Source organism: Bacillus massilinigeriensis (genome assembly GCF_900111815.1).
GTDB lineage: Bacteria > Bacillota > Bacilli > Bacillales > Cytobacillaceae > Mesobacillus_C > Mesobacillus_C mediterraneensis.
In genome coordinates this window covers 1,270,696-1,295,537 of record NZ_LT630004.1, presented here as the reverse complement: position 1 = coordinate 1,295,537, position 24,842 = coordinate 1,270,696, and the positions used below count along the sequence as shown (strand labels likewise).

General features: G+C 39.5%; 23 protein-coding genes, 1 tRNA gene and 8 pseudogenes. 15 read left to right on the top strand and 17 right to left on the bottom strand.

Translation table 11 applies throughout. The annotated features are described in order from the left end of the window. Positions 1 to 162 precede the first annotated feature (162 nt). Positions 163 to 702 carry a helix-turn-helix domain-containing protein gene (locus tag BQ5796_RS06860; RefSeq protein ID WP_071459559.1) on the top strand — a complete coding sequence of 180 codons (540 nt, stop codon included), beginning with the start codon at positions 163 to 165 and terminating at the stop codon, positions 700 to 702. 265 nt (positions 703 to 967) lie between these two features. Here the strand turns inward: BQ5796_RS06860 and BQ5796_RS18820 are convergent. After that, positions 968 to 1,190, bottom strand: a pseudogene (locus tag BQ5796_RS18820) (hypothetical protein); the annotation flags it as partial. 103 nt (positions 1,191 to 1,293) lie between these two features. On the opposite strand from BQ5796_RS18820, the gene BQ5796_RS06850 reads away from it, so the two are divergent. Then, a complete protein-coding gene (locus tag BQ5796_RS06850) occupies positions 1,294 to 3,051 on the top strand; it encodes a SulP family inorganic anion transporter (RefSeq protein ID WP_071459557.1) in 1,758 nt (585 codons plus the stop codon). Between the two features lie 20 nt (positions 3,052 to 3,071). Then, the gene (locus BQ5796_RS06845) at positions 3,072 to 3,446 is read left to right on the top strand and encodes an ArsR/SmtB family transcription factor (protein WP_071461183.1); all 375 of its coding nucleotides are present in this window, start codon (positions 3,072 to 3,074) and stop codon (positions 3,444 to 3,446) included. A 316-nt stretch (positions 3,447 to 3,762) separates the two neighbouring features. Here BQ5796_RS06845 and BQ5796_RS06840 read toward each other — a convergent pair whose 3' ends face one another. Next, positions 3,763 to 4,716 (bottom strand): hypothetical protein, encoded by a 954-nt coding sequence (locus BQ5796_RS06840; RefSeq protein ID WP_071459556.1) that lies wholly within the window; start codon positions 4,714 to 4,716, stop codon positions 3,763 to 3,765. A gap of 389 nt (positions 4,717 to 5,105) precedes the next feature. On the opposite strand from BQ5796_RS06840, the gene BQ5796_RS06835 reads away from it, so the two are divergent. Next, positions 5,106 to 5,942, top strand: a complete 837-nt coding sequence (locus tag BQ5796_RS06835; protein ID WP_071459555.1) for a manganese catalase — start codon at positions 5,106 to 5,108, stop codon at positions 5,940 to 5,942. A 288-nt stretch (positions 5,943 to 6,230) separates the two neighbouring features. On the opposite strand, the gene BQ5796_RS06830 is transcribed toward BQ5796_RS06835, so the two are convergent. Genes BQ5796_RS06830 through BQ5796_RS06820 form a run of 3 tightly spaced genes read right to left on the bottom strand, consistent with a single transcriptional unit; the run spans position 6,231 to position 7,844 of the window. Beyond that, positions 6,231 to 6,845, bottom strand: coding sequence for a DedA family protein (locus tag BQ5796_RS06830; RefSeq protein ID WP_071459554.1), 615 nt, complete (start codon positions 6,843 to 6,845; stop codon positions 6,231 to 6,233). 32 nt (positions 6,846 to 6,877) lie between these two features. Then, positions 6,878 to 7,519: a hypothetical protein gene (locus tag BQ5796_RS06825; protein WP_141769928.1), complete on the bottom strand. Its 642-nt coding sequence runs from the start codon at positions 7,517 to 7,519 to the stop codon at positions 6,878 to 6,880. Between the two features lie 10 nt (positions 7,520 to 7,529). Continuing rightward, positions 7,530 to 7,844: a PadR family transcriptional regulator gene (locus tag BQ5796_RS06820; RefSeq protein ID WP_071459552.1), complete on the bottom strand. Its 315-nt coding sequence runs from the start codon at positions 7,842 to 7,844 to the stop codon at positions 7,530 to 7,532. 517 nt (positions 7,845 to 8,361) lie between these two features. On the opposite strand from BQ5796_RS06820, the pseudogene istA (BQ5796_RS06815) reads away from it, so the two are divergent. Next, positions 8,362 to 9,039 (top strand): annotated as a pseudogene (istA, locus tag BQ5796_RS06815) (IS21 family transposase); the annotation flags it as partial. Positions 9,040 to 9,058: 19 nt separating this feature from the next. Here istA (BQ5796_RS06815) and BQ5796_RS17325 read toward each other — a convergent pair. Further along, positions 9,059 to 9,217: pseudogene (locus BQ5796_RS17325) on the bottom strand (IS3 family transposase); the annotation flags it as partial. Positions 9,218 to 9,219: 2 nt separating this feature from the next. Here BQ5796_RS17325 and istA (BQ5796_RS06810) point away from each other — a divergent pair. Then, positions 9,220 to 10,260, top strand: a pseudogene (gene istA / locus BQ5796_RS06810) (IS21 family transposase); the annotation flags it as partial. After that, positions 10,260 to 11,018, top strand: a complete 759-nt coding sequence (gene istB, locus BQ5796_RS06805; protein ID WP_071459550.1) for an IS21-like element helper ATPase IstB — start codon at positions 10,260 to 10,262, stop codon at positions 11,016 to 11,018. The pseudogene istA (BQ5796_RS06810) and the gene istB (BQ5796_RS06805), both read left to right, overlap by 1 nt. Positions 11,019 to 11,116: 98 nt before the next feature. Here the strand turns inward: istB (BQ5796_RS06805) and BQ5796_RS06800 are convergent, their stop codons facing one another. Both BQ5796_RS06800 and BQ5796_RS18815 read right to left on the bottom strand, forming a co-directional pair. Continuing rightward, positions 11,117 to 11,320 carry a hypothetical protein gene (locus BQ5796_RS06800; RefSeq protein ID WP_071459549.1) on the bottom strand — a complete coding sequence of 68 codons (204 nt, stop codon included), beginning with the start codon at positions 11,318 to 11,320 and terminating at the stop codon, positions 11,117 to 11,119. Next, positions 11,317 to 11,400: pseudogene (locus BQ5796_RS18815) on the bottom strand (AAA family ATPase); the annotation flags it as partial. The pseudogene BQ5796_RS18815 and the gene BQ5796_RS06800, both read right to left, overlap by 4 nt. 141 nt (positions 11,401 to 11,541) lie before the next feature. Between BQ5796_RS18815 and istA (BQ5796_RS06795) the strand changes: the two are divergent. Together istA (BQ5796_RS06795) and BQ5796_RS06790 are read left to right on the top strand one after the other, a co-directional pair. Continuing rightward, a pseudogene (istA, locus tag BQ5796_RS06795) lies at positions 11,542 to 13,040 on the top strand (IS21 family transposase). Continuing rightward, positions 13,037 to 13,548: pseudogene (locus BQ5796_RS06790) on the top strand (ATP-binding protein); the annotation flags it as partial. The pseudogenes istA (BQ5796_RS06795) and BQ5796_RS06790, both read left to right, overlap by 4 nt. A gap of 6 nt (positions 13,549 to 13,554) precedes the next feature. Here the strand turns inward: BQ5796_RS06790 and BQ5796_RS18070 are convergent. Beyond that, positions 13,555 to 13,651: transfer RNA gene (locus BQ5796_RS18070), tRNA-Sec, on the bottom strand. Positions 13,652 to 13,797: 146 nt separating this feature from the next. Here BQ5796_RS18070 and BQ5796_RS06785 point away from each other — a divergent pair. Beyond that, a complete protein-coding gene (locus BQ5796_RS06785; RefSeq protein WP_071459548.1) occupies positions 13,798 to 14,223 on the top strand; it encodes a DUF2621 domain-containing protein in 426 nt (141 codons plus the stop codon). 66 nt (positions 14,224 to 14,289) lie between these two features. On the opposite strand, the gene BQ5796_RS06780 is transcribed toward BQ5796_RS06785, so the two are convergent. The 3 genes from BQ5796_RS06780 to BQ5796_RS06770 form a co-directional block, all read right to left on the bottom strand. Next, a complete protein-coding gene (locus tag BQ5796_RS06780) occupies positions 14,290 to 14,778 on the bottom strand; it encodes a CcdC family protein (RefSeq protein WP_071459547.1) in 489 nt (162 codons plus the stop codon). A gap of 80 nt (positions 14,779 to 14,858) precedes the next feature. Beyond that, positions 14,859 to 15,215: a response regulator gene (locus BQ5796_RS06775; protein ID WP_071459546.1), complete on the bottom strand. Its 357-nt coding sequence runs from the start codon at positions 15,213 to 15,215 to the stop codon at positions 14,859 to 14,861. A 171-nt stretch (positions 15,216 to 15,386) separates the two neighbouring features. Beyond that, positions 15,387 to 16,094, bottom strand: coding sequence for a cytochrome c biogenesis CcdA family protein (locus BQ5796_RS06770; RefSeq protein WP_071459545.1), 708 nt, complete (start codon positions 16,092 to 16,094; stop codon positions 15,387 to 15,389). Between the two features lie 294 nt (positions 16,095 to 16,388). Between BQ5796_RS06770 and BQ5796_RS17320 the strand changes: the two genes are divergently transcribed. Together BQ5796_RS17320 and tnpC are read left to right on the top strand one after the other, a co-directional pair. Then, positions 16,389 to 16,562, top strand: a complete 174-nt coding sequence (locus tag BQ5796_RS17320) for an aspartyl-phosphate phosphatase Spo0E family protein (protein ID WP_074033913.1) — start codon at positions 16,389 to 16,391, stop codon at positions 16,560 to 16,562. 217 nt (positions 16,563 to 16,779) lie between these two features. Continuing rightward, positions 16,780 to 17,786, top strand: a pseudogene (gene tnpC, locus BQ5796_RS18660) (IS66 family transposase); the annotation flags it as partial. A 128-nt stretch (positions 17,787 to 17,914) separates the two neighbouring features. Here the strand turns inward: tnpC and BQ5796_RS06760 are convergent. Together BQ5796_RS06760 and BQ5796_RS06755 are read right to left on the bottom strand one after the other, a co-directional pair. Next, positions 17,915 to 18,256: a hypothetical protein gene (locus BQ5796_RS06760; RefSeq protein WP_071459544.1), complete on the bottom strand. Its 342-nt coding sequence runs from the start codon at positions 18,254 to 18,256 to the stop codon at positions 17,915 to 17,917. Beyond that, positions 18,253 to 19,305: a hypothetical protein gene (locus BQ5796_RS06755; RefSeq protein WP_071459543.1), complete on the bottom strand. Its 1,053-nt coding sequence runs from the start codon at positions 19,303 to 19,305 to the stop codon at positions 18,253 to 18,255. Before BQ5796_RS06755 ends, BQ5796_RS06760 begins: the two co-directional genes overlap by 4 nt. A gap of 68 nt (positions 19,306 to 19,373) precedes the next feature. On the opposite strand from BQ5796_RS06755, the gene BQ5796_RS06750 reads away from it, so the two are divergent. Then, complete coding sequence (locus BQ5796_RS06750) at positions 19,374 to 19,682, top strand: hypothetical protein (RefSeq protein WP_071459542.1); 309 nt, start codon at positions 19,374 to 19,376, stop codon at positions 19,680 to 19,682. A gap of 662 nt (positions 19,683 to 20,344) precedes the next feature. Here BQ5796_RS06750 and BQ5796_RS06745 read toward each other — a convergent pair. Continuing rightward, positions 20,345 to 20,785 (bottom strand): hypothetical protein, encoded by a 441-nt coding sequence (locus BQ5796_RS06745; protein WP_083413055.1) that lies wholly within the window; start codon positions 20,783 to 20,785, stop codon positions 20,345 to 20,347. Positions 20,786 to 21,175: 390 nt separating this feature from the next. Here BQ5796_RS06745 and istA (BQ5796_RS06740) point away from each other — a divergent pair, with 390 nt between their 5' ends. After that, a complete protein-coding gene (istA, locus tag BQ5796_RS06740; protein ID WP_071459541.1) occupies positions 21,176 to 22,678 on the top strand; it encodes an IS21 family transposase in 1,503 nt (500 codons plus the stop codon). Further along, positions 22,678 to 23,397, top strand: coding sequence for an IS21-like element helper ATPase IstB (gene istB / locus BQ5796_RS06735; protein WP_071459540.1), 720 nt, complete (start codon positions 22,678 to 22,680; stop codon positions 23,395 to 23,397). The genes istA (BQ5796_RS06740) and istB (BQ5796_RS06735) overlap by 1 nt, the downstream gene beginning before the upstream one ends. A gap of 18 nt (positions 23,398 to 23,415) precedes the next feature. On the opposite strand, the gene BQ5796_RS06730 is transcribed toward istB (BQ5796_RS06735), so the two are convergent. Then, complete coding sequence (locus BQ5796_RS06730) at positions 23,416 to 24,129, bottom strand: tyrosine-type recombinase/integrase (RefSeq protein WP_234969315.1); 714 nt, start codon at positions 24,127 to 24,129, stop codon at positions 23,416 to 23,418. 421 nt (positions 24,130 to 24,550) lie between these two features. Beyond that, the gene (locus BQ5796_RS06725; RefSeq protein ID WP_071459539.1) at positions 24,551 to 24,763 is read right to left on the bottom strand and encodes a YneF family protein; all 213 of its coding nucleotides are present in this window, start codon (positions 24,761 to 24,763) and stop codon (positions 24,551 to 24,553) included. Positions 24,764 to 24,842: the final 79 nt, after the last annotated feature.

Genomic DNA, 24,842 nt, shown 5'->3' with positions numbered 1-24,842 from the left:
TCGTAACTTTGTTATCATTATTGATAATGATAACAAAGTTACGAGTTTTTTGCATCTTTAAAAAACAATTATTACTTGACTGACACTTTCATTCTCTATATTGATAATGTTATCATTATCAATATAGAAATCCATTTAAAATAAGATGGTAAAGGAGTTCCAATGACAAACAAAGCGGAAATTTTAATGCACCCCGTAAGAATGAAGATAGCACAGGCTTTGATGAGAAATACCGAGGAGGGTCTTACACCTTTAGGAATGCTCGATATCATTCAAGATGTTCCACAGGCGACTTTATACAGACATATCCAGACGATGCTTGATGCTGGTGTTATTAGGATTGTAAAAGAAAAGAAAGTTCGGTCCGTTTCTGAAAAGTATTATGTGCTTAATGAGGGTGCTGCTCGCCTTGATTCAGAAGAATGGAAAAAAACCTCCAAGGATAAAAAACTTAATTATATTTCTTCTTATCAGCTATCCTTGTTGACCCAATATCAAAATTACCTTTCTACATTAGAGAAAAAGAGTAGTACCAATGATGAGGCGACCTTTTCCTTACTAGAATTGAAAATCTCAGATCAAGATTTCGACGCATTCCAACAAGAATTAAATGATCTAATGCATAAATACTACAACCTAAAAAACGAGGATAAAAACCTTACAACCCGTACAGTTGCATTGACAATCATTCCAGAATCTTAGATCGATTCGTCCCTCCTCAAAGAGAAAGTGAACCCCTCACCAAAACCGGGTTCACTTTTGTAGAGCCTATCAATCTTTCTATCTCTACGATTATCGGGTCCTTGCTTTTCGGAACCCATCGAATACACTTATTACGGCGAATATAAAAATAAACAGTTGACCAAATCGCCGTCCATAGCAAACTGCCAAACACTTCCAACACCTTCAATTATTATTCCGTTCAACGTCAAAAGAACTGTTTCCCCTTCGTTGTAGCGAAATATATGCTCTGCAGCTAAAGAAATCATTGCAATCAAAGCCCCAATGGGCAGAATCATTTTTAATAAAGCAAGATATGCCTCGAAGTATCGTGGTCCTATCAGAAGCAATGGATTATCCTGATAACCGCTTGCGAGCATTGCTGGATTCCCCATTTTCTCAAGGACAGATTTAACATCATCTTCACTATAATCAGCAGGAAGCATATCCTCAATAGTCGACCTCAATTCTCCAAAAAAAATCCTTTTGACAATTTAAAAGAAAAGAAGTAAATTTAATTATTGTATATTCAAATAATCAAATATAACAATATTTAAAAAAGGAGGTTTAATCATGCAACAAAGATTTTCTATGTTCAATAAGTTCAAAGGTTACAATCTCCAGGCATTTCAAAAGGATTTAATAGCAGGGATTGTTGTCGGAGTTATAGCCATTCCTCTTGGGATGGCTTTCGCGATTGCTTCTGGGGTGAAACCTGAATATGGAATTTACACGACAATCATAGCCGGAATTGTCATTTCCCTTTTTGGCGGATCGAAATACCAAATTGGCGGTCCCACCGGAGCTTTTATACCCATTTTGTTTGGAATCATTGCCACCTATGGTTTTGAAAATTTGCTGATTGCGGGATTTTTAGCTGGAATTATGCTTTTTTTAATGGGACTATTTAAATTAGGCTCACTGATTAAGTTCATTCCAAAGCCTGTAACGATTGGATTTACTTCAGGTATTGCCGTGATCATATTCACGGGACAAATTGCGAATTTTTTAGGATTGGAGGGCGTTGAGAAGAACGAAGCATTTACTGACAATATTCTCGAAATTGCTCATCACCTGAATAGTGTGAATATGTACAGCATTATAACTGCTGCGATCTGTTTTATCACTGTGATCCTTACACCTAAACTCTTTCCGAAGGTACCTGGGCCGTTAATTGGGTTAGTACTCTCGACAGCAGTTGCTTCCATATTTTATTCAGATCATATTGCCACAATTGGGACAGCATATGGATCAATTCCTAATACATTGCCGCAGTTTTCACTTCCTAATTTAACTGCTGAAAACATTGTACATATGATCAAGCCAGCAATGGTGATTGCCTTTCTTGGTGCAATTGAATCCTTGTTGTCTGCTGTTGTAGCTGATGGCATGACAAACAGTAAACACGATAGCAATAAAGAGCTGATTGGCCAAGGTCTTGCTAATATAATTACACCGATGTTTGGTGGTATTCCGGCTACCGGTGCGATCGCAAGGACAGCAACCAATATTAAGAATGGGGCAGTCTCGCCAATATCGGGAGTCATTCATGGGATTGTCGTTTTATTGGTCCTTCTGCTATTTGCTCCTTATGCATCGAGCATCCCATTGGCCAGTATGGCACCAATCTTGATGGTAGTCGCCTGGAATATGAGTGAAAGGCATGTTTTCATGCACGTGTTAAAAACAAAAACAGGCGATTCGCTCGTTTTATTGCTTACCTTCTTCCTGACTGTATTTGTTAATTTAACAACAGCTGTTGAATTTGGGCTTGTTTTAGCTATTATTTTATTTACAAAGAGAATGAGTGAAATTATGGTGACAGCTAAAGCTCTTCCCAATTTGAAAAAAAATCAAAAAGTTGAAATCGGTATGGTAACCGCCGGCCATGACTGTCCGCAAATATCTATATATAACATTGAAGGGCCACTGTTTTTCGGGGCTGCGATGACCTTCGAACAGTCAATTTTGAGTACAATCAACTACAAACCAAAAGTACTTCTATTAAGAATGGGCAAGGTTCCTTTTATGGATACAACTGGCGAGGCAAGATTAGCTGGAATTATTGCTGATTTCAGCAAACATGGTATTGTATTGATAACAGGATTAAACAGCCAGCCAAAAGAAGTTATGAAAAAAACTGGCTTATACCGGACGATTGGCGAGAATCACCTTTTTGAACATACGGGTGATGCTATTACTTACGCATTGAAGCAACTAGACAAACAAAAGTGTTTGGGCTGCAAGCATTTTGCCTTTAGAGAATGTGCACAATTATGCGGAGAGTCCAAAATAGAAGCTGACAGCCGAACGTTTCTTTCTACTACTTGATTAAAGGAGCTATACCAATGATGGATTTTGATATGCAGCAATTTAAAGCTGAATTTTTTAAAGCATTGGCCCACCCACTTAGGATAAAAATCCTTGAAATATTAGCAGAAGGACAGAAAAGTGTGAATGAAATTCAAAGCCTAGCTGGAAGTGAAGGTTCAGCTGTTTCTCAACAGCTCATGATCTTAAGAAATAAGAATATTGTTGCGGGAATCAAGGAAGGAAACCGCGTCATTTATTCATTAAAAGATCCAATGATTGTTGAGCTGCTCCAGGTTGCCAGGCAAATCTTCAATAATCATCTTGTAAGCACGATATCCATGCTTGATAAATTGAACGTAAGGGAAGGAACGGAAGAGAAAAAAAGCGAAGTGGATAACGAGAAAGTTAATTGAATTGGAACCAAATTTGAATCCGACAAATTCAAAGTGAATAAGACGCCATATGGCTGTTGAGGGATTCCTCAACAGCCATTTTTTAACCACTACATGGAGCTATTTCAACAAAACGTAGAGAACGACATGAAGAGACCCGAGCTTTCATACGATACGAAAGCTCGGATCTTTGTTTTTAGATTATTTAGTTAATGGTATTTTAACATTATCACTGACTTTAAAAGTGCAATCTTGTCAGTCCTTGCCTGGTGCAAAAAACATAAGATATTCGTCATCTGCACCGGTATCTATTTGTACACAAAGTTTAACATTCCGCTCAACGCAGGCCTTGCCTACGGTCATGCAGCACCATCAGAATGATCATTACCATCATTACACCCAGGATGCTGCCGGCCTCTGTAGTCATAACCCTTGCAAGCGGGTACTCTGGGGCAGGCTGTGCATCTGGGCGAGTGGCAGAAAGCAGGTTAAATAGATTGTACGAGAACAACATTCCTGACGAGACCCATGATGCCACCATGGGAGGCAGGAACCTGCGGGAACCGCGACGTGTAGTTAAAACTAGCAGGCCCCACGCACCTGCAAATGCCCACACGCCGGTACTCAGCGACAGTAGGTACCACCATACATCGCGATTTTCTAATAAGCCAGGGTTGATGCCGGCAGTCCCGCCTGCTGACCAATACACCTTAATAACACCAAGCAGGATGCAGCCGGCCGCTACGAGCCTGCCTAGGGTAATCTGCAGTTGCTGACTGTTGTCTGGACGGGCTTCAAGGGCGATTGGACCTCCTATCGCTTCTGGCCAACGTGCTTTAACGTACCCTGCGAAGGCGATCGGAAGGCAAATACCAACTCCAACCAGGGAAACTATTACTAAAATCTGCTCGTACACCCAAATATCTGCGGATCCTGCCTCCTGGTCACGCATCATTGCAGCAGGGCCAAGTACCGGTGCCAACAGCAGCATGGGAATAAGTAAGCCCGTACCCATCCAGACGGGCAAGACAACCAGCCAAGCGTGCAGCCGCTCACCCCACGGCCTGCTGAACGCTAGTGCTAGCAGGATGCCTACCGCAGCGAGAACCATGGTTATCGCGTTTGCGGTCCGCCAACTTGCATTTCCCATTTGCTCGGTCGGCATGAAGAGACCCAAAGTCCAAACGATTTTGATTAACAGATAAGGAGTTATTGCTATGGCGGCACCATAACCCCACATTTTACGTTTCTTCGTCCACTGTGAGTTCGTTTCCTTGTTCATAACTGTCATTTGATCATCTCAGTTGCTAGACAAATGAAATCAGGAATTTCAACCTTTACAATGAATAGATTAGTCTCCATTAAACTCTCTTTTTCACTTCTATTAAAAACCATAAATTAATCACCCCTTGAGAATAATAAATCTAATACATTATTAAAGATAACATCATTTCCCCATTGGCTACTACCGTCTATGAGTTCATTGTTGAAGACGCCACTGCCTTTATTTATAAATATGACTATTACAATTTATTCCTTCCCATTTCAATATTGAACGGTATCCTATATCCTTTATAAACGGCAATATTTTCCTGCCGTTAATTTCCTCTATAAGAAGGGAATAGACCGATTGGAACAAGCTTTTAAAGCTTGGGCAAAAAATGAATAGGAGGAATGAATATGTTTAGCCATATTAAACAACTACAATTTGAAGCAAAACCAGAGCGACCTGATCCTAATTATGCAAAGAAACTTCAGGAGCTGATTGGCGGTCAATTCGGTGAGATGAGTGTAGCAATGCAATATTTATTCCAGGGATGGTCTGTCAGAGGAAATGATAAATATAAAGACTTGCTTCTAGATATCGGCACAGAGGAAATTGGCCATATTGAAATGCTGGCTACAATGGTTTCCCGTCTACTTGATGATGCTCCTGTCCAGCTCCAGGAAGAAGCAGCAAAGGACCCTGTTATTGGTGCAGTAATGGGCGGTATGAATCCACAGCATGTCATCGTTGCAGGACTCGGCGCCCGTCCAAGTGACAGTGTTGGCAACCCATGGATGGGCAGCTATATTATCTCCAGCGGAAATTTGCTGGCGGATTTCAGGGCAAATTTAAATGCGGAATCTCAAGGTCGGCTCCAGGCTGTCCGCCTTTATGAAATGTCCGATGACCGTGGTGTGAAAGACCTTCTATCCGTTTTGATCGCCAGGGATTCTTACCACCAGAACCAATGGGCAGCAGCAATCGCCGAGCTTGAGGAGCAGGAAGGCCTTCTTGTACCAAGCACTTTTCCACGGGAAAAAGAACGACTAGATGTATCCTACAAGCTGTATAACTTTTCAGAAGGAGAGGAAAGCAGCACTGGCCGCTGGGCACAGGGGCAGGCTTTTGATGGTCAGGGTGAGTACGAATATATCAGCTCCCCTGTACCAGAAGGTGACCGGCCTAACCTAAAGCCGGCTCCTTCTGGCCTTCATAATACGCCGCCGATGGACGACAAGCTCTTCCGCTAAAGACTGATAGACCTCCTGCCTGACCCCCCGTCAGGCAGCTTGTTTTAAGCCATTGATTCGACTGAAAAAAAGCTTGAAAACTTTTTTAATCTTGCTCTGTTAAAGCACCCGACTCTTTAAGATCACTTAGTGTAGTATTACAAAGAAAATTCTCATCACTTCAAAGTATTGATTTAAACACGGAGGCTATATTAGCGTATTCATTCACTAAAAAATAAGAAGTATTTTAATCCTTACAGGACAATTAAAAATTTGACTCTGAAAATGTATTCCATTATTAAAAAATACTCATTTATTTAATATTATTCTTTTTTTGATAAATAAAACAACAAATATCATCAATAGTAACGCCAACACTGTATATGCTACATTTGAGTATACGTCCATATAACCTACAATAGTTTCCCATGATCCCCCAACCGCAGCACCTATATTAACGAGAACAACATTCCATATTAGCGTTCCTAAAGTTGTTAATACCAGAAAAATCCCAAAATTCATATGTGCCATTCCAGCTGGCAAGGAGATTAAGCTTCTAATTAAAGGGATAAAACGACACAAAAAAACAGCCCATACCCCAAACTTAGCAAACCAACTATTTGCTTTATGAATATCACCTTTTGACAGTCTAAGGATATTCCCCCACTTCTCAACAATTTTTTCTATTCTGTTTATATCAATAAGTAACCCGATACCATATAAAACAATTGCCCCTGCCACTGATCCAATTGTGGAAGCCATAACCACCCCGAATACATTTAAGTTTGTATGAGTGGTCATAAATCCTCCAAATGTTAAGATAACCTCTGATGGAATCGGAGGAAATAGATTCTCTAGGGTTATTAATAAGATAATACCTATATATCCAAATTGCTCCATTATACTTATAATCCAATTTTCCATTTCAAATTCTCCTCCATTCAGGATAGTTTTTATTAAAATAACTCTTTGAACTTTCGATAAATAATCGCATCGATTAACTTATACATGAAAAACATTCCAAAAAATCCTAAACCATATGCAAACAAAGTAACTTCAATAGTTAAGATTATCAATAGCTTAGGGAAAGTAATAATTCCTATGAGCCAAACCAAACTAAAAGAAAAAATTATTACGATTGTCCAACCAATTAAATAATAATGAGCATGCAAATTGAAGAACATTGTATTTTTTGATAAGGATAAAAATTCTTTAACCTTGAATTGATTAATCGCTTCCCTCGTAGCATCTTCTTTTGTTGTGCCTTGTTCGGTTAAATCTTGGACATAATCTTCTAAATAAGTTTGTAATTCGAGTCTATCCTCTTCACTCATAGCTAATTGATTTACATATTCTTGAATGTCATCTTGTTTTTTATACATGTTATTCATACGAATCTGGCTGATATAATTTAGTGCGCCCCATAGTACCGCAAGAGTAAATGAGATCCAAAAACTTCCTTGTATCCAAATTGGATCATTCGAATAAAGGCGATCAATATAAAACGATATTCCAAAAAGAGTAACTGAAAGTAACAATATCCAACTATGTTTAATATCTTTGAGACTAAATATTTTTCTTATATGTTGACTCATCATTTGTCCTCCCTTATATAAATTGTTTAACCATATGCGTAACTTTTTTCCAATCACTTATTAGATGATCTAATAATTGAACACCTTCAGCTGTAATCGCATAGTATTTGCGCCGCCCCCCATGACTTTCCTTTCCCCATGAAGAAACAACTGCTCCCTGCTTTTCTAACCTTTTGAGCGATAAATAGAGTGTGGCTTCTTGAATCTCATATTCTCCTTCTGTTTTATCCTTTATTGTCTTTGAAATCTCATAACCATAGCTCTCTTTTTCCTTCACAACAGAAAGAATCAGCAGATCAATATTTCCCTTTAACAATTCTTTGTTCAATCTCAACCACTCCCAGTCAACTACTTAACTTTATTAAGTACATTGTCATTGTAAGTTACATTACTTAAAATAGCAAGGTACTTAATAATATTTTATGTTAAAATAAAAAACTCATGATTTTTGAACTCCCAACCCTGGCATGAAAACGAACCTCTCTTGGCCATAATGTGGATGACACAAACAGTAAGTAGTACGTGGCTCTTTTTTGGTGGCCTTAGATCCTGTAAATAAAACTGTTTGAGTGGAATTGGTGGTCAACTGACTACAGCCATGCGATTGTTCCACCTTTGACATGTTTCTGGTCCATTTCTGCCATCAAATTGGTCCACCTCTGCCAATAGAGATGTCCACTTGAGTATTGGCATGAGGAAGGAGCCAACCGTTGTGGGCAATAGAGCCACCAATACACCAATTATCTGTTGAACTAGAAATGCTATTTTAAATATGTACACTAACGCTTGAATTAATATGTACAACCTTGCTTCAATTTTACATACTAGTCATGAGGTGACTAGTTATGTATCTATCATTAAATGTGGATATTGATTTTAAGGTTAATAGTCTTTCAGACTTAACAAAATTCAAACAAATAATGGAGCATATGAAGATGAAAATTAATAAGAGCAAAATAGCGGAGGAGTTAGGTGTAGATCGCAGAACTGTTGATAAATATTTAAACGGTTTTATTCCTAAGAGGACAAGAAAAAAGTCTTCGAAAATAGATGAGTATTATGAAGTAATCGCTGCCTTACTATCAGAGGATTCTAAGCAGGTGTTTTATTATCGACGAGTACTATGGCAATACTTGAAGGATAATCATGGGTTGGAGTGTGGAGCTTCCACCTTTCGTGCCTATATTGCACGTACACCAGAATTTAATGCCTACTTTACGGAGGACAAGCGCATAGCTTCCCCAAAGGGGACGGTTCGTTTTGAAACTCCACCAGGAAAACAAGCGCAATTGGATTGGAAAGAAAACATTCTTTATGAGACAAAAGATGGTGAGCAGGTCGAGATAAATGTAGCTGCACTCATTCTTTCTACCTCAAGAATACGCACCTTTCATATGAGTATATCTAAATCTCAAAGCACTCTATTTTCCTTTTTAACGGAAGCTTTTGAAGCATTTGGTGGTGTACCTGCGGAACTCCTTACGGATAATATGAGAACAGTGATGGATGAAGCAAGAACAGAACTGGTATGTCAACACTAATCTAGACAATTTTTTTAAGGTGTTTTTGCTTGTACTCAATTGGGCTTATGTAGCCTAATGTTCCGTGGATTCGAATGTGATTAAACCAGTGAACATAATCTTGTAATTCTCTTGTTAAATCTTCTAAACTAGCAAAATGCTTACCTTTAACAAACTCTGTTNAATTCTAAGCAGGTGTTTTATTATCGACGAGTACTATGGCAATACTTGAAGGATAATCATGGGTTGGAGTGTGGAGCTTCCACCTTTCGTGCCTATATTGCACGTACACCAGAATTTAATGCCTACTTTACGGAGGACAAGCGCATAGCTTCCCCAAAGGGGACGGTTCGTTTTGAAACTCCACCAGGAAAACAAGCGCAATTGGATTGGAAAGAAAACATTCTTTATGAGACAAAAGATGGTGAGCAGGTCGAGATAAATGTAGCTGCACTCATTCTTTCTACCTCAAGAATACGCACCTTTCATATGAGTATATCTAAATCTCAAAGCACTCTATTTTCCTTTTTAACGGAAGCTTTTGAAGCATTTGGTGGTGTACCTGCGGAACTCCTTACGGATAATATGAGAACAGTGATGGATGAAGCAAGAACAGAACATTCTCCAGGGAAAGTGAATGCAAAATTTGAACAGTTCGCAAAAGACTTTGGCTTTAAAGTAAGAGCGTGTATCGCAGGACGACCACGGACAAAGGGGAAGATAGAGACCACGATGAAGCTATTAGATGAAATCCATGCCTACCAAGGTCAATTTACATTAGAGGAGCTGCATCAGTTTATACAGGATTTAGCTAACAGAGTTAATCACCAGATCCATCAGGGTACGGGGAAGATTCCGATTATGGAATTTAAAAAAGAAAGGAACCACTTACTCCAGCTACCAACTGAAAAAATAAGAGATTCCTATCGTATCAAGCATAGAACGGTAAAAGTCAATGCATCCAACATGATTTCCTACAAATCTAATCAGTATTCTGTACCACCAGAATATCAAGGAAAGAAAGTAGATATACAGCTGTATGATGACTATTTGTGGATTTATTATAACACGAAACTCATTGCACGGCATCCAATCAGTCAAGCAAAGCTAAATTATCAAGAGGCACATTATAAAGCAGGTTTAATGGTTTCAGCCCCCAACTATCCAGAAATTGATGATTTAGCGAAGAAGAACCTAACAACGATTGGAGAGGTGTATAAGTAATGAATCCAGCAACTAATTATCAACAGCTAGTAAGAAATTTGGAATATCTAAAGTTGAAACAAATGAACTTACATCTAAATGAAGTGGTTGATTTTGGCATACAGAATCAACTGTCGCTTATTGATACGTTAATCAAGCTCACTAATTATGAAATCGATGTACGAGAGCAGAATATGATTCAGTCAATGGTAAAGGTCGCAGGTTTTCCGCACTTAAAGGAAATAAAGGATTTTGATTTTACCTTTCAAACGTCCGTAAATCAGCAGCAGATTCTAGATTTTCTAACCCTTCGGTTTATAGAAAGGAATGAGAATATTGTTTTCTTAGGGCCAAGTGGAGTGGGGAAAACCCACTTGGCAACAGCGATAGGGATCACAGCAGCAAAGAAACGGACAAGTACTTATTTCATAAAGTGCCATGATTTAATCCAGAATTTAAGGCGAGCACGACTAGAGAACCGTCTAGAAGCCCGATTAAAGCATTATACAAAGTATAGACTATTAATAATTGATGAAATTGGTTATTTGCCCATTGATCAAGAGGATGCCAAGCTGTTTTTTCAGCTGATTGATCAGAGGTATGAGAAGCGAAGTACCATCTTTACGACAAATGTAAATTTTAAAGCGTGGGATGAGATCTTTCAGGAAGCCAAACTGGCTAATGCGATTTTAGACCGTATTTTACACCATGCATCGGTAGTAGCAATGGTGGGAAGTTCTTACCGCCTAAAGGATCACTTTACAACAGAAAGCGAGTAATTTTGTACACTCTTAAACGAGCAATAATGTACATATTTACGTTGACATTTATATTGAACATAGCCATCGAAACTATAACTCTTCGATGGCTATGTTCGTTATTTAAAGCTTTTTCCCTCTAATCTTGCTTCAATCATCAAGACAGCTTGTCGTTCAAGCTCATCTTGGTCTAAATCCTCCTCTTCGTCTGTTTCCAGACAGAGAGGTAAAAGCAACTCTATAAGCTGTTCCATTACCTCTTCAGGAAGAAAATGATGAAAGATATACTTGGCAATACGATTCTCTACTTCTATAGGAATCATGGAGATTCCACCAATCCATGACGTTCTCGCATTGAAACTTCGCCATCGATCATTATGTGATAAGAATCATGTACAATACGATGTTTATTGCAAAATAAAAGTACAGAGGTTTGCGAGGAATTTGTGCAGAACTCAACTGCATAAAAAATAGGCTTGCCAGCCCCTAAAATATCTCCTACTGTATTGATTGAGAGATCACAACAGTGGGGGGACATGAAAGGATGCTAGCAATGCCTAAGGTTGATTATATCAAACATTTAAGAGAAGAAGAAGACTTGTCGATAAATGAAATTGCAAGAAAAACTGGTTGTAATTGGAGGACAGTTAAGAAATACGCTGACGGAGATAGTTTTGAAGAAACCCTCAAGTTCACTAAAAGAGGAATGATGTACGAGGAAGGATTCGGGCAAATTGTTGACGATTGGCTTGAGGAGGACATGTAACTCAAGAGAAAAGAACGGAGAACCAATAAGAAAATCTTCGAACATCTTAGTAATGATCATGACTTTAGAGGATCCTATAGGACTGTATGCGAGTATATCCGCACCGAAAGCCCCAACTCAAGGCAGCCAAGGTTGAAAGACATGAGCGTTTAGAACACCCTCCGGGTGAAGCACAGGTGAACTTCGGAAACATGACTGTTGTAAAGGACGGAGCCTATAAAGATATCAAAGGCCTAATCCTGAGTTTTCCACACAGCAATGCTGGATTTGGCTACCCGCTTCCGGGCGAAAATACCGAGTGTTTCCTTGAAGGGTTGAAACAGTTGTTTCACCAGGCTGGAGGGGTCCCAACCTATTTACGCATTGATAACCTGGCTGCGGCAGTAATTTCAATTGGCAAAGGGGACAAACGGACCTACACTGACTCATTTCTAAGATTTAAATGCCATTACGGTTTTGAAGTGCAGCCATGTAATCCGGCAAGTGGGCATGAGAAAGGAAATGTAGAAAAAAAGGTGGGATATACAAGGAATAACCTGTTTACAACAGCACCGATTATGGAGAGTTTTTCACAATTAGCGGACTGGATGAAGGAGGAAATGGAAAAGGATCGGCAACGTCTCCACTATGAAAAAAAGGTGTTGATTGATGAGCTTTGGAGAGTGGATAAAGAGCATTTGAAAGCCTTGCCTTTAACCGACCTTCCGATTTATTCAGTGAAATCCGCAAAGGTTAATAAATATGGAGAAAGTGAAGTTGACGGCGATAAATTTGTTATCCATAAAGCGAGAATGAAACAAGCATTAGTCCTTAAAATGGAATGGGATCGATTCACTTGTTTTACGAGCGATGGGGAAATTGTTTACCAAGAAGACCGCCCATATATGAATACGAAAAGAGCGATTCCATGGAATGATATTTTAATAGATTGGGAGAAAAAGCCGCGGTCTGGCAGCTATTCACGGTTCTTTAAGTATTTACCGGAAAGGGTTCAAGCGTATCTAACGATACACCCGGAGGAAACCCGATCACGGGTTAAGGGCATCAGAAAATTATTGGAGAAGCATACACTAGATGATATTCACTCGTCTTTGGAAGCAGAAGAACGGCTTGAAAGAGCACCACATGAATTGGGTTATATCCTAGAAGCTAAGGAAGCTACTTATCCAGAAAAATTAACCGAAGTACACATGCCTGATATTTTGCTTAACTATGAAACAGATTTGCACACTTATGATAAAAGGCTTTGTCCTTCCTTAGAAGGAGGTGTTTCATGATGACCGATTTAAAGGCCATTTGTAAAACACTCCACCTTGCCCATATTATCGAGGAGTTTGAGGAAGTCCCTTTTGAAAGCAAAGAACAATTTTTACGTGATGTTCTATCGATTGAAGTCAATTCCAGACAAACCACCAAAATCGCTAGACTGATAAAAAAGGCTAAATTTAGAGAGCTTAAATGGCTTAGGGATTATGAATGGTCGACCAGCTGCACTTACCGGCGACAACCTCGAAAGAGGGAATCTGTGACCTTCGTTTTATAAAGGAAAAACAGAATCTACTACTTATGGGGACGCCAGGCACAGGAAAAACGCATCTAGGAACGGCTTTAGATGTTAAGGCATGTGAACTGGGATTTGAGGTTCGTTTCTTTAGGGTGGCTGATTTGGTGGGACAATTAGAGGAAGCGATGAAAGAAGGTACCTTACAAAGATTAAAACGGCAGATTGAGAAGTGCGATTTGCTTATACTGGATGAATTGGGATACGTCCCTTTTCAAAAGCAACTGGTTTGGCGGGACTGCGTGGGAATCGAACCCACCTGACCTGGCACGCAGGTCACAAGCGGTTTTGAAGACCGTGGAAGACACCAGTACTCCATCCAGCCCCGTATTGATTTTAGGACTTCTTCATTATACTCTTTTTCGAATTTTTTTCAAGGTGGTTTGGGAAGGTCCTTTAAACACGTTGCTTGTCTTATTATGTGAGCTGATACTATAATAGATTAAGATAATTGTTACGAATGGGTGAATGCGATGCTTGAAGGCTGGTTTTTGGTATTTATATTGTTCTGGGTCGTCGTGATGTTCGGACTTTTTGCGATTGGTGGATATTTCATGTTTCGAAAGTTTCTGAAGAAGCTTCCGAAAGAGGATGGCCGTTCGGACATGGACTGGGAAGAGTATTATGTCAAGGAAACAAGGGCACTTTGGCCGGAGGAGGAAAAAGCTTTCCTCGAGGATTTAGTGAGTCCTGTGCCGGAGCTTTTCCGTGATGTGGCGCGTCATAAGATCGCGGGGAAGATTGGCCAGATTGCTTTGGAAGAAAAAGCTCCTTCCATAACAAGCGATCTCGTCATCCGCGGTTATATCCAAGCAACTCCAAAGCGTGACCATAAATTCCTCCGCAAGAAACTGCAGGACAGCCAAATCAATCTTGAACCGTATGAACATTTATTCTAGTCTGCACGACTACAGCCTCTCATTACGAAAAAAACTCCCTCGCTGCAAACAGCCTGGGAGATTTTTTTATACCACTTTTGGACTTTCAAATTTAGCCATTTCGTGCTTTAGCTTCATAAACTGCATGTACATGGCAATACGCCAAGGAACGATCATACCAAACGCTAAAATCCAGAACATTCCGCTCAGTTCCCCGACATCAATACTGCTGCTGAGAATCGTCTTCCCTATAAGCCGTACAACTAGCAATCCGACAAGGATGAACATGAATGCTTTAGAGCGCTTCAGATAAATCTCTTGGTCTCGAATTTCAAATTTGGACGTCTTGATTAAGAGGATGGAAAATGCCATTCCCACCCCCGCCGCCTCAACGACTTCCGCAAACGTCACATGAAAAGGCGGGAAGAGGAACATCAATGCACCAGTGCTCATAAAGATTGGCGGAAGGATAATCTTCTTTGCAGATGCGGGCTTTTTAGCAGCTTTCACTCTTAGCAACATTACGAGCGTTCCCATAAAAACCGCCCCTATTGTAGATAATAGAACATAGTTCATGATTTTAACCTTCTTAATGTAGTTTTACATTATAAACATACTGAAAATCTCTGACGTTGAAAAGCAGTTTGCCCGCACTTCTACAGTACCCGGTCAATGGAATCAAGCACGACTGATTCAACAAATGGCTTCACAACAAAGTCTTTCGCTCCCGCCTCTATTGCCTCAACGATGATTTTCTGGTGACCCATTGCGGAGCACATAATAATTTTTGCATCAGGGTGTTCTCCCCTGATCGCTTTTACAGCCTCAAGCCCACACATTTCAGGCATCGTGATATCCATCGTTACAATGTCTGGTTTTAGTTCGCGAAATAACTCCACAGCAATTTTACCATTTTCCGCTTCACCGACCACTTCATGCCCTGCTTGCTTCAATATCTTACTTAAAGTGACTCTCATAAATTTCGCGTCATCAACTATCAATATTCTGGCCATCCAGCATCCCCCTGACAACACACCAAAGTGATAGAGTTAAATCCTCCCTAGCAGTGGCCATAAGTGCATAGCAATTAAATTGTATTCTCTTAAGTCCCGAACTGCAATTGGGAAATTTATAAAGTTTAAGCCCCCAAAAAAAATCCAAAAAATACGAAACACTATATCGGATTAAAAACCTTTAAAATCTCCTGTAAGAGAGGAGAAGAATTGAATGATAACAGTCATCATGTCAAAGAAGAGAAGTACCCCCATGACAATCATCAAATAGCCGCCAAACTTCATGATCTTCACATTATTTTTTCTAATCCATCCCATCTTGCCAATAAAAAAAGACAAGAGGAAAAAGGGAACCGCAAACCCGAGTGTATAGGCAATCATATAAACCATTCCTGAACTAGGGTTCGAACTGGCGAGAGCAAATACGGCCCCGAGAATTGGACCAGTACATGGTGTCCATCCGGCGGCAAACGCCATGCCTATTAAAATAGATCCTATGTAGCCAGATGGACGATTCTTAAATTCAAATCGGCGGTCGGCCATCAGCCATTCCGGCTTAATAAAGCCTACAACCATTAGACCGAAGAAAACGATGAAAATAGCTCCAATCTGGCGGATGAGATCGTTATACTCTTTGAAAAAATGACCGACGAAGGTCGTGGTAAACCCGAGCGCCACGAAAATTAGCGAAAAACCGATTAAAAAAAACAGCGTATGCAGCATGCTCCGGCGCTGAAGCATTGCATTTTCGCTCTTAAGTTCACCGACAGACATCCCTGTTATATATGAGAGAAAAGCTGGATAGAGCGGGAGGCAGCATGGAGATATAAAACTAAGGATCCCTGCGCCAAAAGCAATGAAAACATTAAAATCAGTCACTGGTAACAACTCCTGTATTTACATCAATTCGTTACCATTCTAACAAAACTGGCAAAGAAAAGATATGAATTTACAATCTGAACATTTTTATAGGTTTATACTATTAATCATTTATTAATCATTTATTAACCTAATTCACAATTTATTCATAAAAACTAGCGGATTTAGTAATTATCTTTTGAATATTTACATGTCTTCTATTATACTAGACAGTAACCTTGTAATATTTTCTATTTTTTAAATTAGTTTACATATATGTTGTATGAATTATAACAAAGGAAGGAATCGAGTTCCGTGTCTAAACAAGAATTGATAGTACTAATCGAAAAAAAACGTGCACAACTCATCACTGTAGCCTCGCAGTATGGATTCACTTCCAAACAAGCGATTCACTACAGCCAGGAGCTTGACAGCCTGCTTAACGAATATAATCGAGCCTGCGTGCATCAGCAGCTTTCCGTAAATTAAAAAACCAGCCAAAAGCATCCATGCTTCAAGGCTGGTTTTTAGTTATTGTATTTTAATTTAATTTTTATACTGATATTTAAATCTTCAATTCAACATTTTTAATGCTGGACTGATGTTAGAAAAATTCTGCTTTATTTCCTGGAAGTGGTATAGATACTCCTCCAGTACATCTTCAAAATCCATAATAAAAACCACCTTTTCCTTTGGTTAAGGTTTACGTAGTATCGCAAGTCCTAGCGTACTTGCCAAAGTCATATATGATAAATTCTCACAATACTTACCCCTTTACCGTCAGGTAAAAGAATGGGACCGTTATGGCCTGAATACCAACAATAAGAACCTTTCGAATTGGGTTATTCGTGCCTCACACGATTGGTTATTGCCCATTTATGAACGTATGAAGCATTTAATGATGACGAAATCCCTTTTACACGTCGATGAAACGTATGGACAAATTCTCTATCGATCTGATGGGAAATCCGGTCAAACCAATGCGTATAATTGGGTGTATCGAAGTGTGCCATGCCAAGGGCCGCCAATGACTCTCTTTCAAAGTGCTTTGTCACGGGCCCGCTAATCCTTGAAAGCTTCACTGAAGGCTTTTCTGGGACCATTATTTGTGATGGCTATTCTGCCTATGGGAAGTTGAAAGGCGTTACCTTTGCAAACTGTTGGGCGCACGTTCGTCGCTATTGGCTGAAAGCGGACAGCAAAAATGGTCAGATTGGCGTGAGTTATTGTGACGATTTATACCGACTCGAAAGGAAATTTAAACGGTTGTCTCCGAGTAAGCGCAGAAAAAAACGCCAAAAATACTCGAAGCCGATTGTTGAGAAATTCCTTGAATGGGTTGAAAAATCGCCATTCTACGGAAAAAATGCCCTTGCCATAGCAGCCGAATACACACTGAACAGGGCAAAGGGGCTCAAAGCATTCCTGTATGATGGGCGCATTGAAATTGATAATAACCCCGCTGAAAATGCCATCCGGCCCAACGTTATAGGGAGAAAAAATTGGCTCTTTAGCGTGATTGAAGCAGGTGCAAAAGCCAATGCCATTTGTTTAAGTATCGCAGAAACAGCCAAAAGTAATGGCATTGATTTCTACGAATATATAAAGAAGCTTTTCACCGATCTACCGAATCTCGGTATCCATCAAGATCCTGGAATTTTGGATCAGTACTTGCCCTGGTCAAAGAAGATACAGCTAGAATGTCGTAAATAAAGCCGTAATTCGATTCAAAGAATCAGAATTTACGGCTATTTGTGATGCGTACCGGATGGTGCGTTCTTTTTTTATAATTCGGTCTTACTCTCAACTGAACATTTAGAGGAAGAAAAAAGGAGTAATAGTCACATTACTCCTTTTGCAATTTCTGCGGAAGATTGAATTATTGCCTTCTTATGTAGGATATTTACTTCTTTTCTTGTTTTAATTACCTCCACCTGTGTTTCCTCTAACATCTGTATCCTGTAAGAGAATTTATCCATGTATCTTTCTACTGACCGCTGGAACTTTTCCTTTGCTTTTCCTGATCTCCAGCTGGATGATAAAACAGCGGTGAAGAAGTCGTGGAGCGTCCTCTTTTCCTTCCTCAATAAATCAATATACTCTTCAAGATTACGCTCCGTCCTATATAGCTTTTCTATCTCGGATGAATATTCTTTAACTAATGCAAGTGAAGTTCCAATCATTTCAGCGTGTCAGCCTCCACAAATAATTTAGCCGTTTCTCTTAATATATGTTCAAACTCCGTAGTGCTTTCCCCGTACCAGTTGATAAATTCACTCATATTATGGTGAAGCATGAGTTCAATATGTTCCGCTACTGATATATGGGAGACAGAAAGTAGTTTACCTTTCGCATATTCATGCTCTTCTTCGATTCTTCGGATAGTATGCTTTAATTCGTCTGCTTTCTGCAAAAGGATTTCAGGAGTTATTTGAATGGTGCCAGCTTCTGCGCTCCCTATTAAACGTGGAGACTTGTATATTTCTTCTCCAGTTTGAATATTTGTAAATAACTTTCCTTTAATATTTCCGTGTTTATCAAACTTATATCTTTCCAGAGAATGGTGCCAAGTTAACTCTTGCAGTCGGGTTAAAAGTCCTCTGTCGATATTCTCTAAGCTATACATGCCGCCTATGGCATAGGTAGAACCGACATGACGCTGTTCCCATGGTTTCAATGCCCCTGCTCCAACAGGGTCTTTTTGATGAATGAAGTTAACAAATTTCCCATCCATTTCACCATCTAAAACCTTCTGTCGTATCGCCTGTGGCAAAAGATCGGTTACTGGCGGCGCACTATATCCAACTCCCGGCAAGCCCAGCATTGCCGAAGCAAATTGTGCGTCTGCTCCTCCGAGGGAGTGACCAGTTGTAGAAATATAGAGGTTAGGGAATTTATCTCTTACACTTTGGGCAAATGCTACGCTTTGGGTGAACTGATTTTTCTTCCCACTCCACACATCTTCTTTCAGGGCGACATGGTATATATCCGTCTCAATATCCTCCCAGCCTCTGCCGAAGATTTCTCCTCCTTCGGTTCCCCTATATGCGATAATGATTCTGTCTCCATTTCTATAAGCGACAGCGTCAAATCCAGTCTCGGGATCACTCATCTTATCTACGGGAGTCCAAAATTCGCTCTTTCCGTTAATTATTATTCTTGCTTCTTCGCGAATGCCGTAAACATGCTCGCTAAGTTCACGATAAACCTTATCCTCTATATGATTACTCATTATTTGATTCCCTCCCCCATATATATTATACTGTTTTTAGGTAAAATTTCCAATAATGAGGCGATAAAGTGATAAAAAGGATGTTGATTGCGTTGACAATAATAGCTGGATTATCAGGTTGTAACAATAAAGATGATGAAATTAAGGAAAAAGCAGAGAAAGTGGCTGTGGAGTTTATAAAAAAAGAGGATAATATGACGTATGTTGTAGAAGGTTCTGAATTCACATCTGCCATCGGTCGCGGTACGGTGTTTGTTCATGGGTATTGTAAGGAAGATCCTGATACAAAAATGAGTGTGGCAGTCCATTATGGTGATGGTGACAGCGATAGCGACTATGAAGTAGGGTCTATTGGATATGACAGGAAAAAGGATTGATATTTATAGCTTAGAAGGGTGCTTGACACCCTTCTTTTCTTGAGAAAGCTCCACTATTCATCCACAAGCTATTAGTTTTATTCCATTTAGCTTTTTTACTGATTTAAATCTTCAATATGTAAAAAATAATGATTGATTTGACAATGATTATTGGACTACCAGGGTGCGACAAGGATGATGAAGAAGTTGAAGTAATACTTTGCTGCGAGCAAAGAAAGACTAATTGTTTTACCACTTTTCCAATACTAGCGTAATATCTAAATGGATAAAGTATCTGCACTCACTCCAAAATTTCGAGCAATCTTTCCTTCATAACTGTTTTTATTTCATCCATACCGTACTAAGCCGATCACAACCTCACCTTACCGTTTCGAACTACTCCTTACCGCTCCTAACCTCTTTGTCCCATACTCATCAGTAGCAGGGTGGACAAATACCTACTAGACATAGAAACGTTAATCTCCATGTTTCATTGTTAATACCACAATCAATCTTCCCAAACTAAACTTCTCCAATTAGGAGGAATGATGTCATCTGCTAAAGCTTTTGCGATTTTACTTAACTCAAGCCGTTTTTTACAGCGTATACACTTTTTTTGATCTCTTAGCCAAATTTTTTTCTCGTAACATTCCAAATTTCTCTAGATTGTCGTTTCTTCGGCATCAAGCTATTCCGCTTTTATAGTCTTCATATGAGATTGTTTCAATTGAAATAACATCAAACCTCCCAAACCCAATATTACGTCCATAAGCAAGACCAACTATCGTACCTCCGTCATATAGAACTGCTTCTATTTGACTGCTTGTTACTAAAGTATTATCCCACAAGATTTCAAACTCTGCTTCCCATCCAGGTTTCAAAGCCACTCTATAGCGAACATTTCTTCCTTTTGTATTTGGATTTTTAACTCCACGTATGTCTAGATATACTAGTTCATTTTCATCCCTTGAAATCTCTGCAGGCATATACCGATTAAAATATATCCGATTTGTTAATACCTGTAGAGTAGCTGTGATCTTGGGTTGAATAGAACCACGTCCACATTTTGTATATTTTGCTGCTTCTCTTAAAGTTGCGAATATATATGATTGGTTAACATACAACTTGCCGTTCTCATCGGCAGTATATGTACCCTTCCATTCTTCTGGGTCGTTGCCAGCAACTCCATTTCTTTCTTTTCTTAACTTTTGTATACATCAAAGTCATACAGAATCCTCCTTAATTGGTTGTGTTAATAATTTCTCCAATATAATGGTGGAGATTTATACCTATTAAATAATATTTTTCTTGTTTACTTAAATACTATATAAGTATATAAGAAGCACAAACATTCATAAGAGGACTGTTTATGGCATCATAAAAATGTAGGTTATGGCATTTAATTTGTGCAGGCCCCGAGGGGACTGCACAAATTAAAAAAAGCCACTTGTCAACATTCCAAAATACACATACACTTCCTGTTGGGTACAAAACGTGCAGGAGGTATTAAGGAGATGTTGGCTGTGGCCGAGATTAAGTATATCAGACATGAAGTTAACAATAAAGGTTGCGGATATGCAAATGTAGCTAAAAGAATGGGGAAAGATCCAAGGACAATTAAGAAGTATGCGAACTTGGAAGATTTCAACGAAAAGCCTAAAAAGAAACAGACAAGAACAGCACCTGTATTAGATCCAGTGAAAGCCATACTAGATGAATGGATTAGGGAGGATCTGAAAAAGAAAAAGAAGTTTCGTAGAACAGCCAAGAGAATGTGGGAACTATTGAAAGATCATCATGGATTTAAAGGATCCGACCGAACGGTCAGGGATTATGTTTCCACAAGAAAAAAAGACTTCCTTAACGAGACGGATGAGGCTGCTCTTCCACTCAAATCCATTCCAGGAACCGCCCAAGTGGATTTTGGTGAAGCTCCATTTATCTATGGAGGAGAAGAAATTGTATTACCGTTCCTAGTAATGTCCTTCCCTTCCAGTAACGGCTTTTATTTTCAGGCTTTCCCATCCCAAAATAAGGAGTGTTTCCTTGAGGGGATGAAAAGAGTATTTCACCATATGGGTGGAGTACCCAAGGCTATTAGGTTTGATAACCTTACTCCTGCCGTTAAGAAAGTTTTGCCAAATGGTGAAAGGCAACTAACGGACGAGTTCCAGAACTTCGTCCTTCACTACGGTTTCGAGTGTGAATTCTGCAATCCTAATAGTGGAAATGAAAAGGGCCATGTGGAAGCAATGGTCAAGTATATCAGAAATAATTTCCTCCTCCCAGGACTTCATGTCATCAACCTGGACGAGCTAAATAAGGAATTATGGGCTATGGCAGAGAAAGACCGTGATAGGAAGCATTACCAGAAGGAGAAGATGATTTCAGAACTCTTTGAAGAGGATAAGTCCGCCTTCCTCACATTACCGTCTAAAGAGTACGAGTGTGTCAGGTATGAAACCCTGAAAGCTGATAAGTATGGGTATATCAAGTTGGATCTTAATCTGTACTCCACTTCTCCCCGATATGCGCAAAGCAAGGTACTGGTGAAAATTTCATATGACAAGGTGGATATCTTGAATGATAATCACCAGCTTGTCGTCCGTCATTCCCGGCTTTATGGCCAGTATAGAAAGTCCATGAAATGGCAGCCTTATCTGAACTTGATGGCCAAACGGCCTACGGCACTTAAATATACAGGGTTTTATGATCAACTTCCGGAAGAATGGAAGAACTATTTTGAAGCATGTACAGTGGCAGAAAAGCCGGAGGCACTGAAACTATTATCAACGATCTTAAAGGACCATGATTTCCTCATGATTACTAAAGCACTGGTCATGGCCTCTGAACGTGGGCATCCCTCCGTGGATGCGATTAAACAAGTATTCTATCAACTTATTAATGGACGAGGAATCCGAAGTGACATAAAGCCGAGGTCGTCTTTGCCTCAACTACCAGATGCGACACGAGGGCTAGGACATTATGACAGGCTCCATAAAGGAGTGGAGTCATAATGAACGACCTAGTTAAGTCTTATGCAAAACGACTGAAGTTGAGCTGGATCAAGGAGCATTTTGATGAAGTGGAAGCTACAAGTAATCAAGAATATCTACTTAAGCTTTTTGAAGCTGAAATCCAGCAGCGTGAGGAGCGCAGGATGAATCTCCTTTTAACACAGGCTACACTTCCAAAAGTGAAAGGAAAACCGTTTGATTGGGGTGAAGTCCAGGTTCCAGCAGGATTGACAAAGGAATCCCTATTAAATGGAGAGTTCATGGAAAGACAAGAGAATGCGATATTTTACGGAGGGGTAGGTGTTGGAAAGACCTATCTAGCGACCTTAATTGGTTTGAATGCCATACATAGGTTTGGTAAAACAGTTAAGTTCTACACAGTGGCAGGGTTAGTAAACCGGCTTCTAGAAGCAAATGAAAAGGGTACTTTGCCGAAATTGTTCAAGCAAATAGAAAAGCTGGATTTATTAATCCTTGATGAACTGGGGTATATTCCACTGCACAAGCAAGGTGGAGAACTATTATTCCAAATTATTTCAATGTGTTATGAGTCCAAGAGTATTATTATTACGACCAATCTTCAGTTCGGTCAGTGGAACCACGTCTTTGGAGATCCAATATTAACGGAAGCAGTCATTGACCGACTGATCCATAACTCTCATCTGGTGGTATTTAATGGAGATAGTCATCGCTATAAGGAGTCATTATTACAAAATTAGAAAACGGTTGGCAGGTGGCTACATTTTTAACTGCCGTTTCATACATTTTTTGCTTGCCAAATACATAAGAGGACTGGTCGGGGTTGCTTTTTCAATTAACTCAATATCCTCTAAGGAACTAAAGTAAGCTTGAGTCGTACTAATTTCTGAATGCCCTAGCAACTTCGATAATGTATATATGTCATTACCATTTCTAATACACTGAACACTAAAAAAATGTCGGAAGGTGTGCGGACTACACCGTTTATTTTTTATTCTTGCTCGCTTCCCCGCTTCTTTAACAATATTATCCAGAGCAACATGAGAGATGTCTTTCCCTACATAGGAAAGAAAATAATGACCTGATGTATCTTTATCTTTGAAATATTGCTTTCTTGCCCGCTCATACTTAATAAGGATTCTCTTTAATGCTGGACTAATGAAGACAATTCTCTCTTTATTTCCTTTACCATTAACTAAGACAGAGGATTCTTTCACATTCACTAGTAGTAATCCCCACAACTCCATCGCACGAAGCCCACAGTCAGCCAGCATGGATATTATTGCCTTGTTCCTAGCCTCGATGTAGGTTTTATAAGAAAAAGCCTCTATCATGCTCTGTACTTCTTTTACCGTAAAACCACTAAGGATCTTCTTCGGTACTTTTGGAACTTCGACCTTCTTTGCAATGTTTTCTTTTAAATACTCTTCTCTCTCACACCAAGAAAAGAACGCTCTTATCATTTTAAACATGGAGACCACGCTCTGTGGTTGTAATCCCTCATTACGCTTGAACCTTACATATGCTTTTAGATCGTAAAGTTGTGATACTTTCCAATTCAGTAATTGCTCTCTTTTCATTGAGAAATTGTTTAAGCTGTTTATACTCCTGGCGCTTATTCTTCATGGTCTTAACGGTAAATCCTTTTGCCTGACAATGACATAGATACTCCCCCAGCACATCTTAAAATCCATAATAAAAACCACCTTTTCCTTTGGTTAAGGTTCCAACGGAAAAAATGGTTTCTGTTAGGCTGATGAAAGATTTTGACCAAATTCGAGATAAATTTCCGGTGAAAGATTCACCCTACAAACAATTGGTTTGTGAAGATTCCACCATATCATTGTCTCAAGCAAGCGGAAACCCTAGTGCAATAAGGGTTTTTTTCAGATACTATTTCATCTGCTTGTTCATTGCTTGCATCATTTGATTGATTTTCTTCTGGGATGGCTTCATACCCATCTGCATCATCATCATTTTAAGCATTTGTTCATTGATTGGTGGATTTTTCTTCAAGTAGCTCATCATATATTTACGAGCAATGAAAAATCCTAGTGCTACACCGGCAAGGAGTGCCAGTATACCAACTAGAATAAGCTGCCACATACAATACTTCCTCCTTCATGTTGTCTATCATACAGTGTACTAAACCAATCGTTATTATACAATATCTTGATAGTATTTG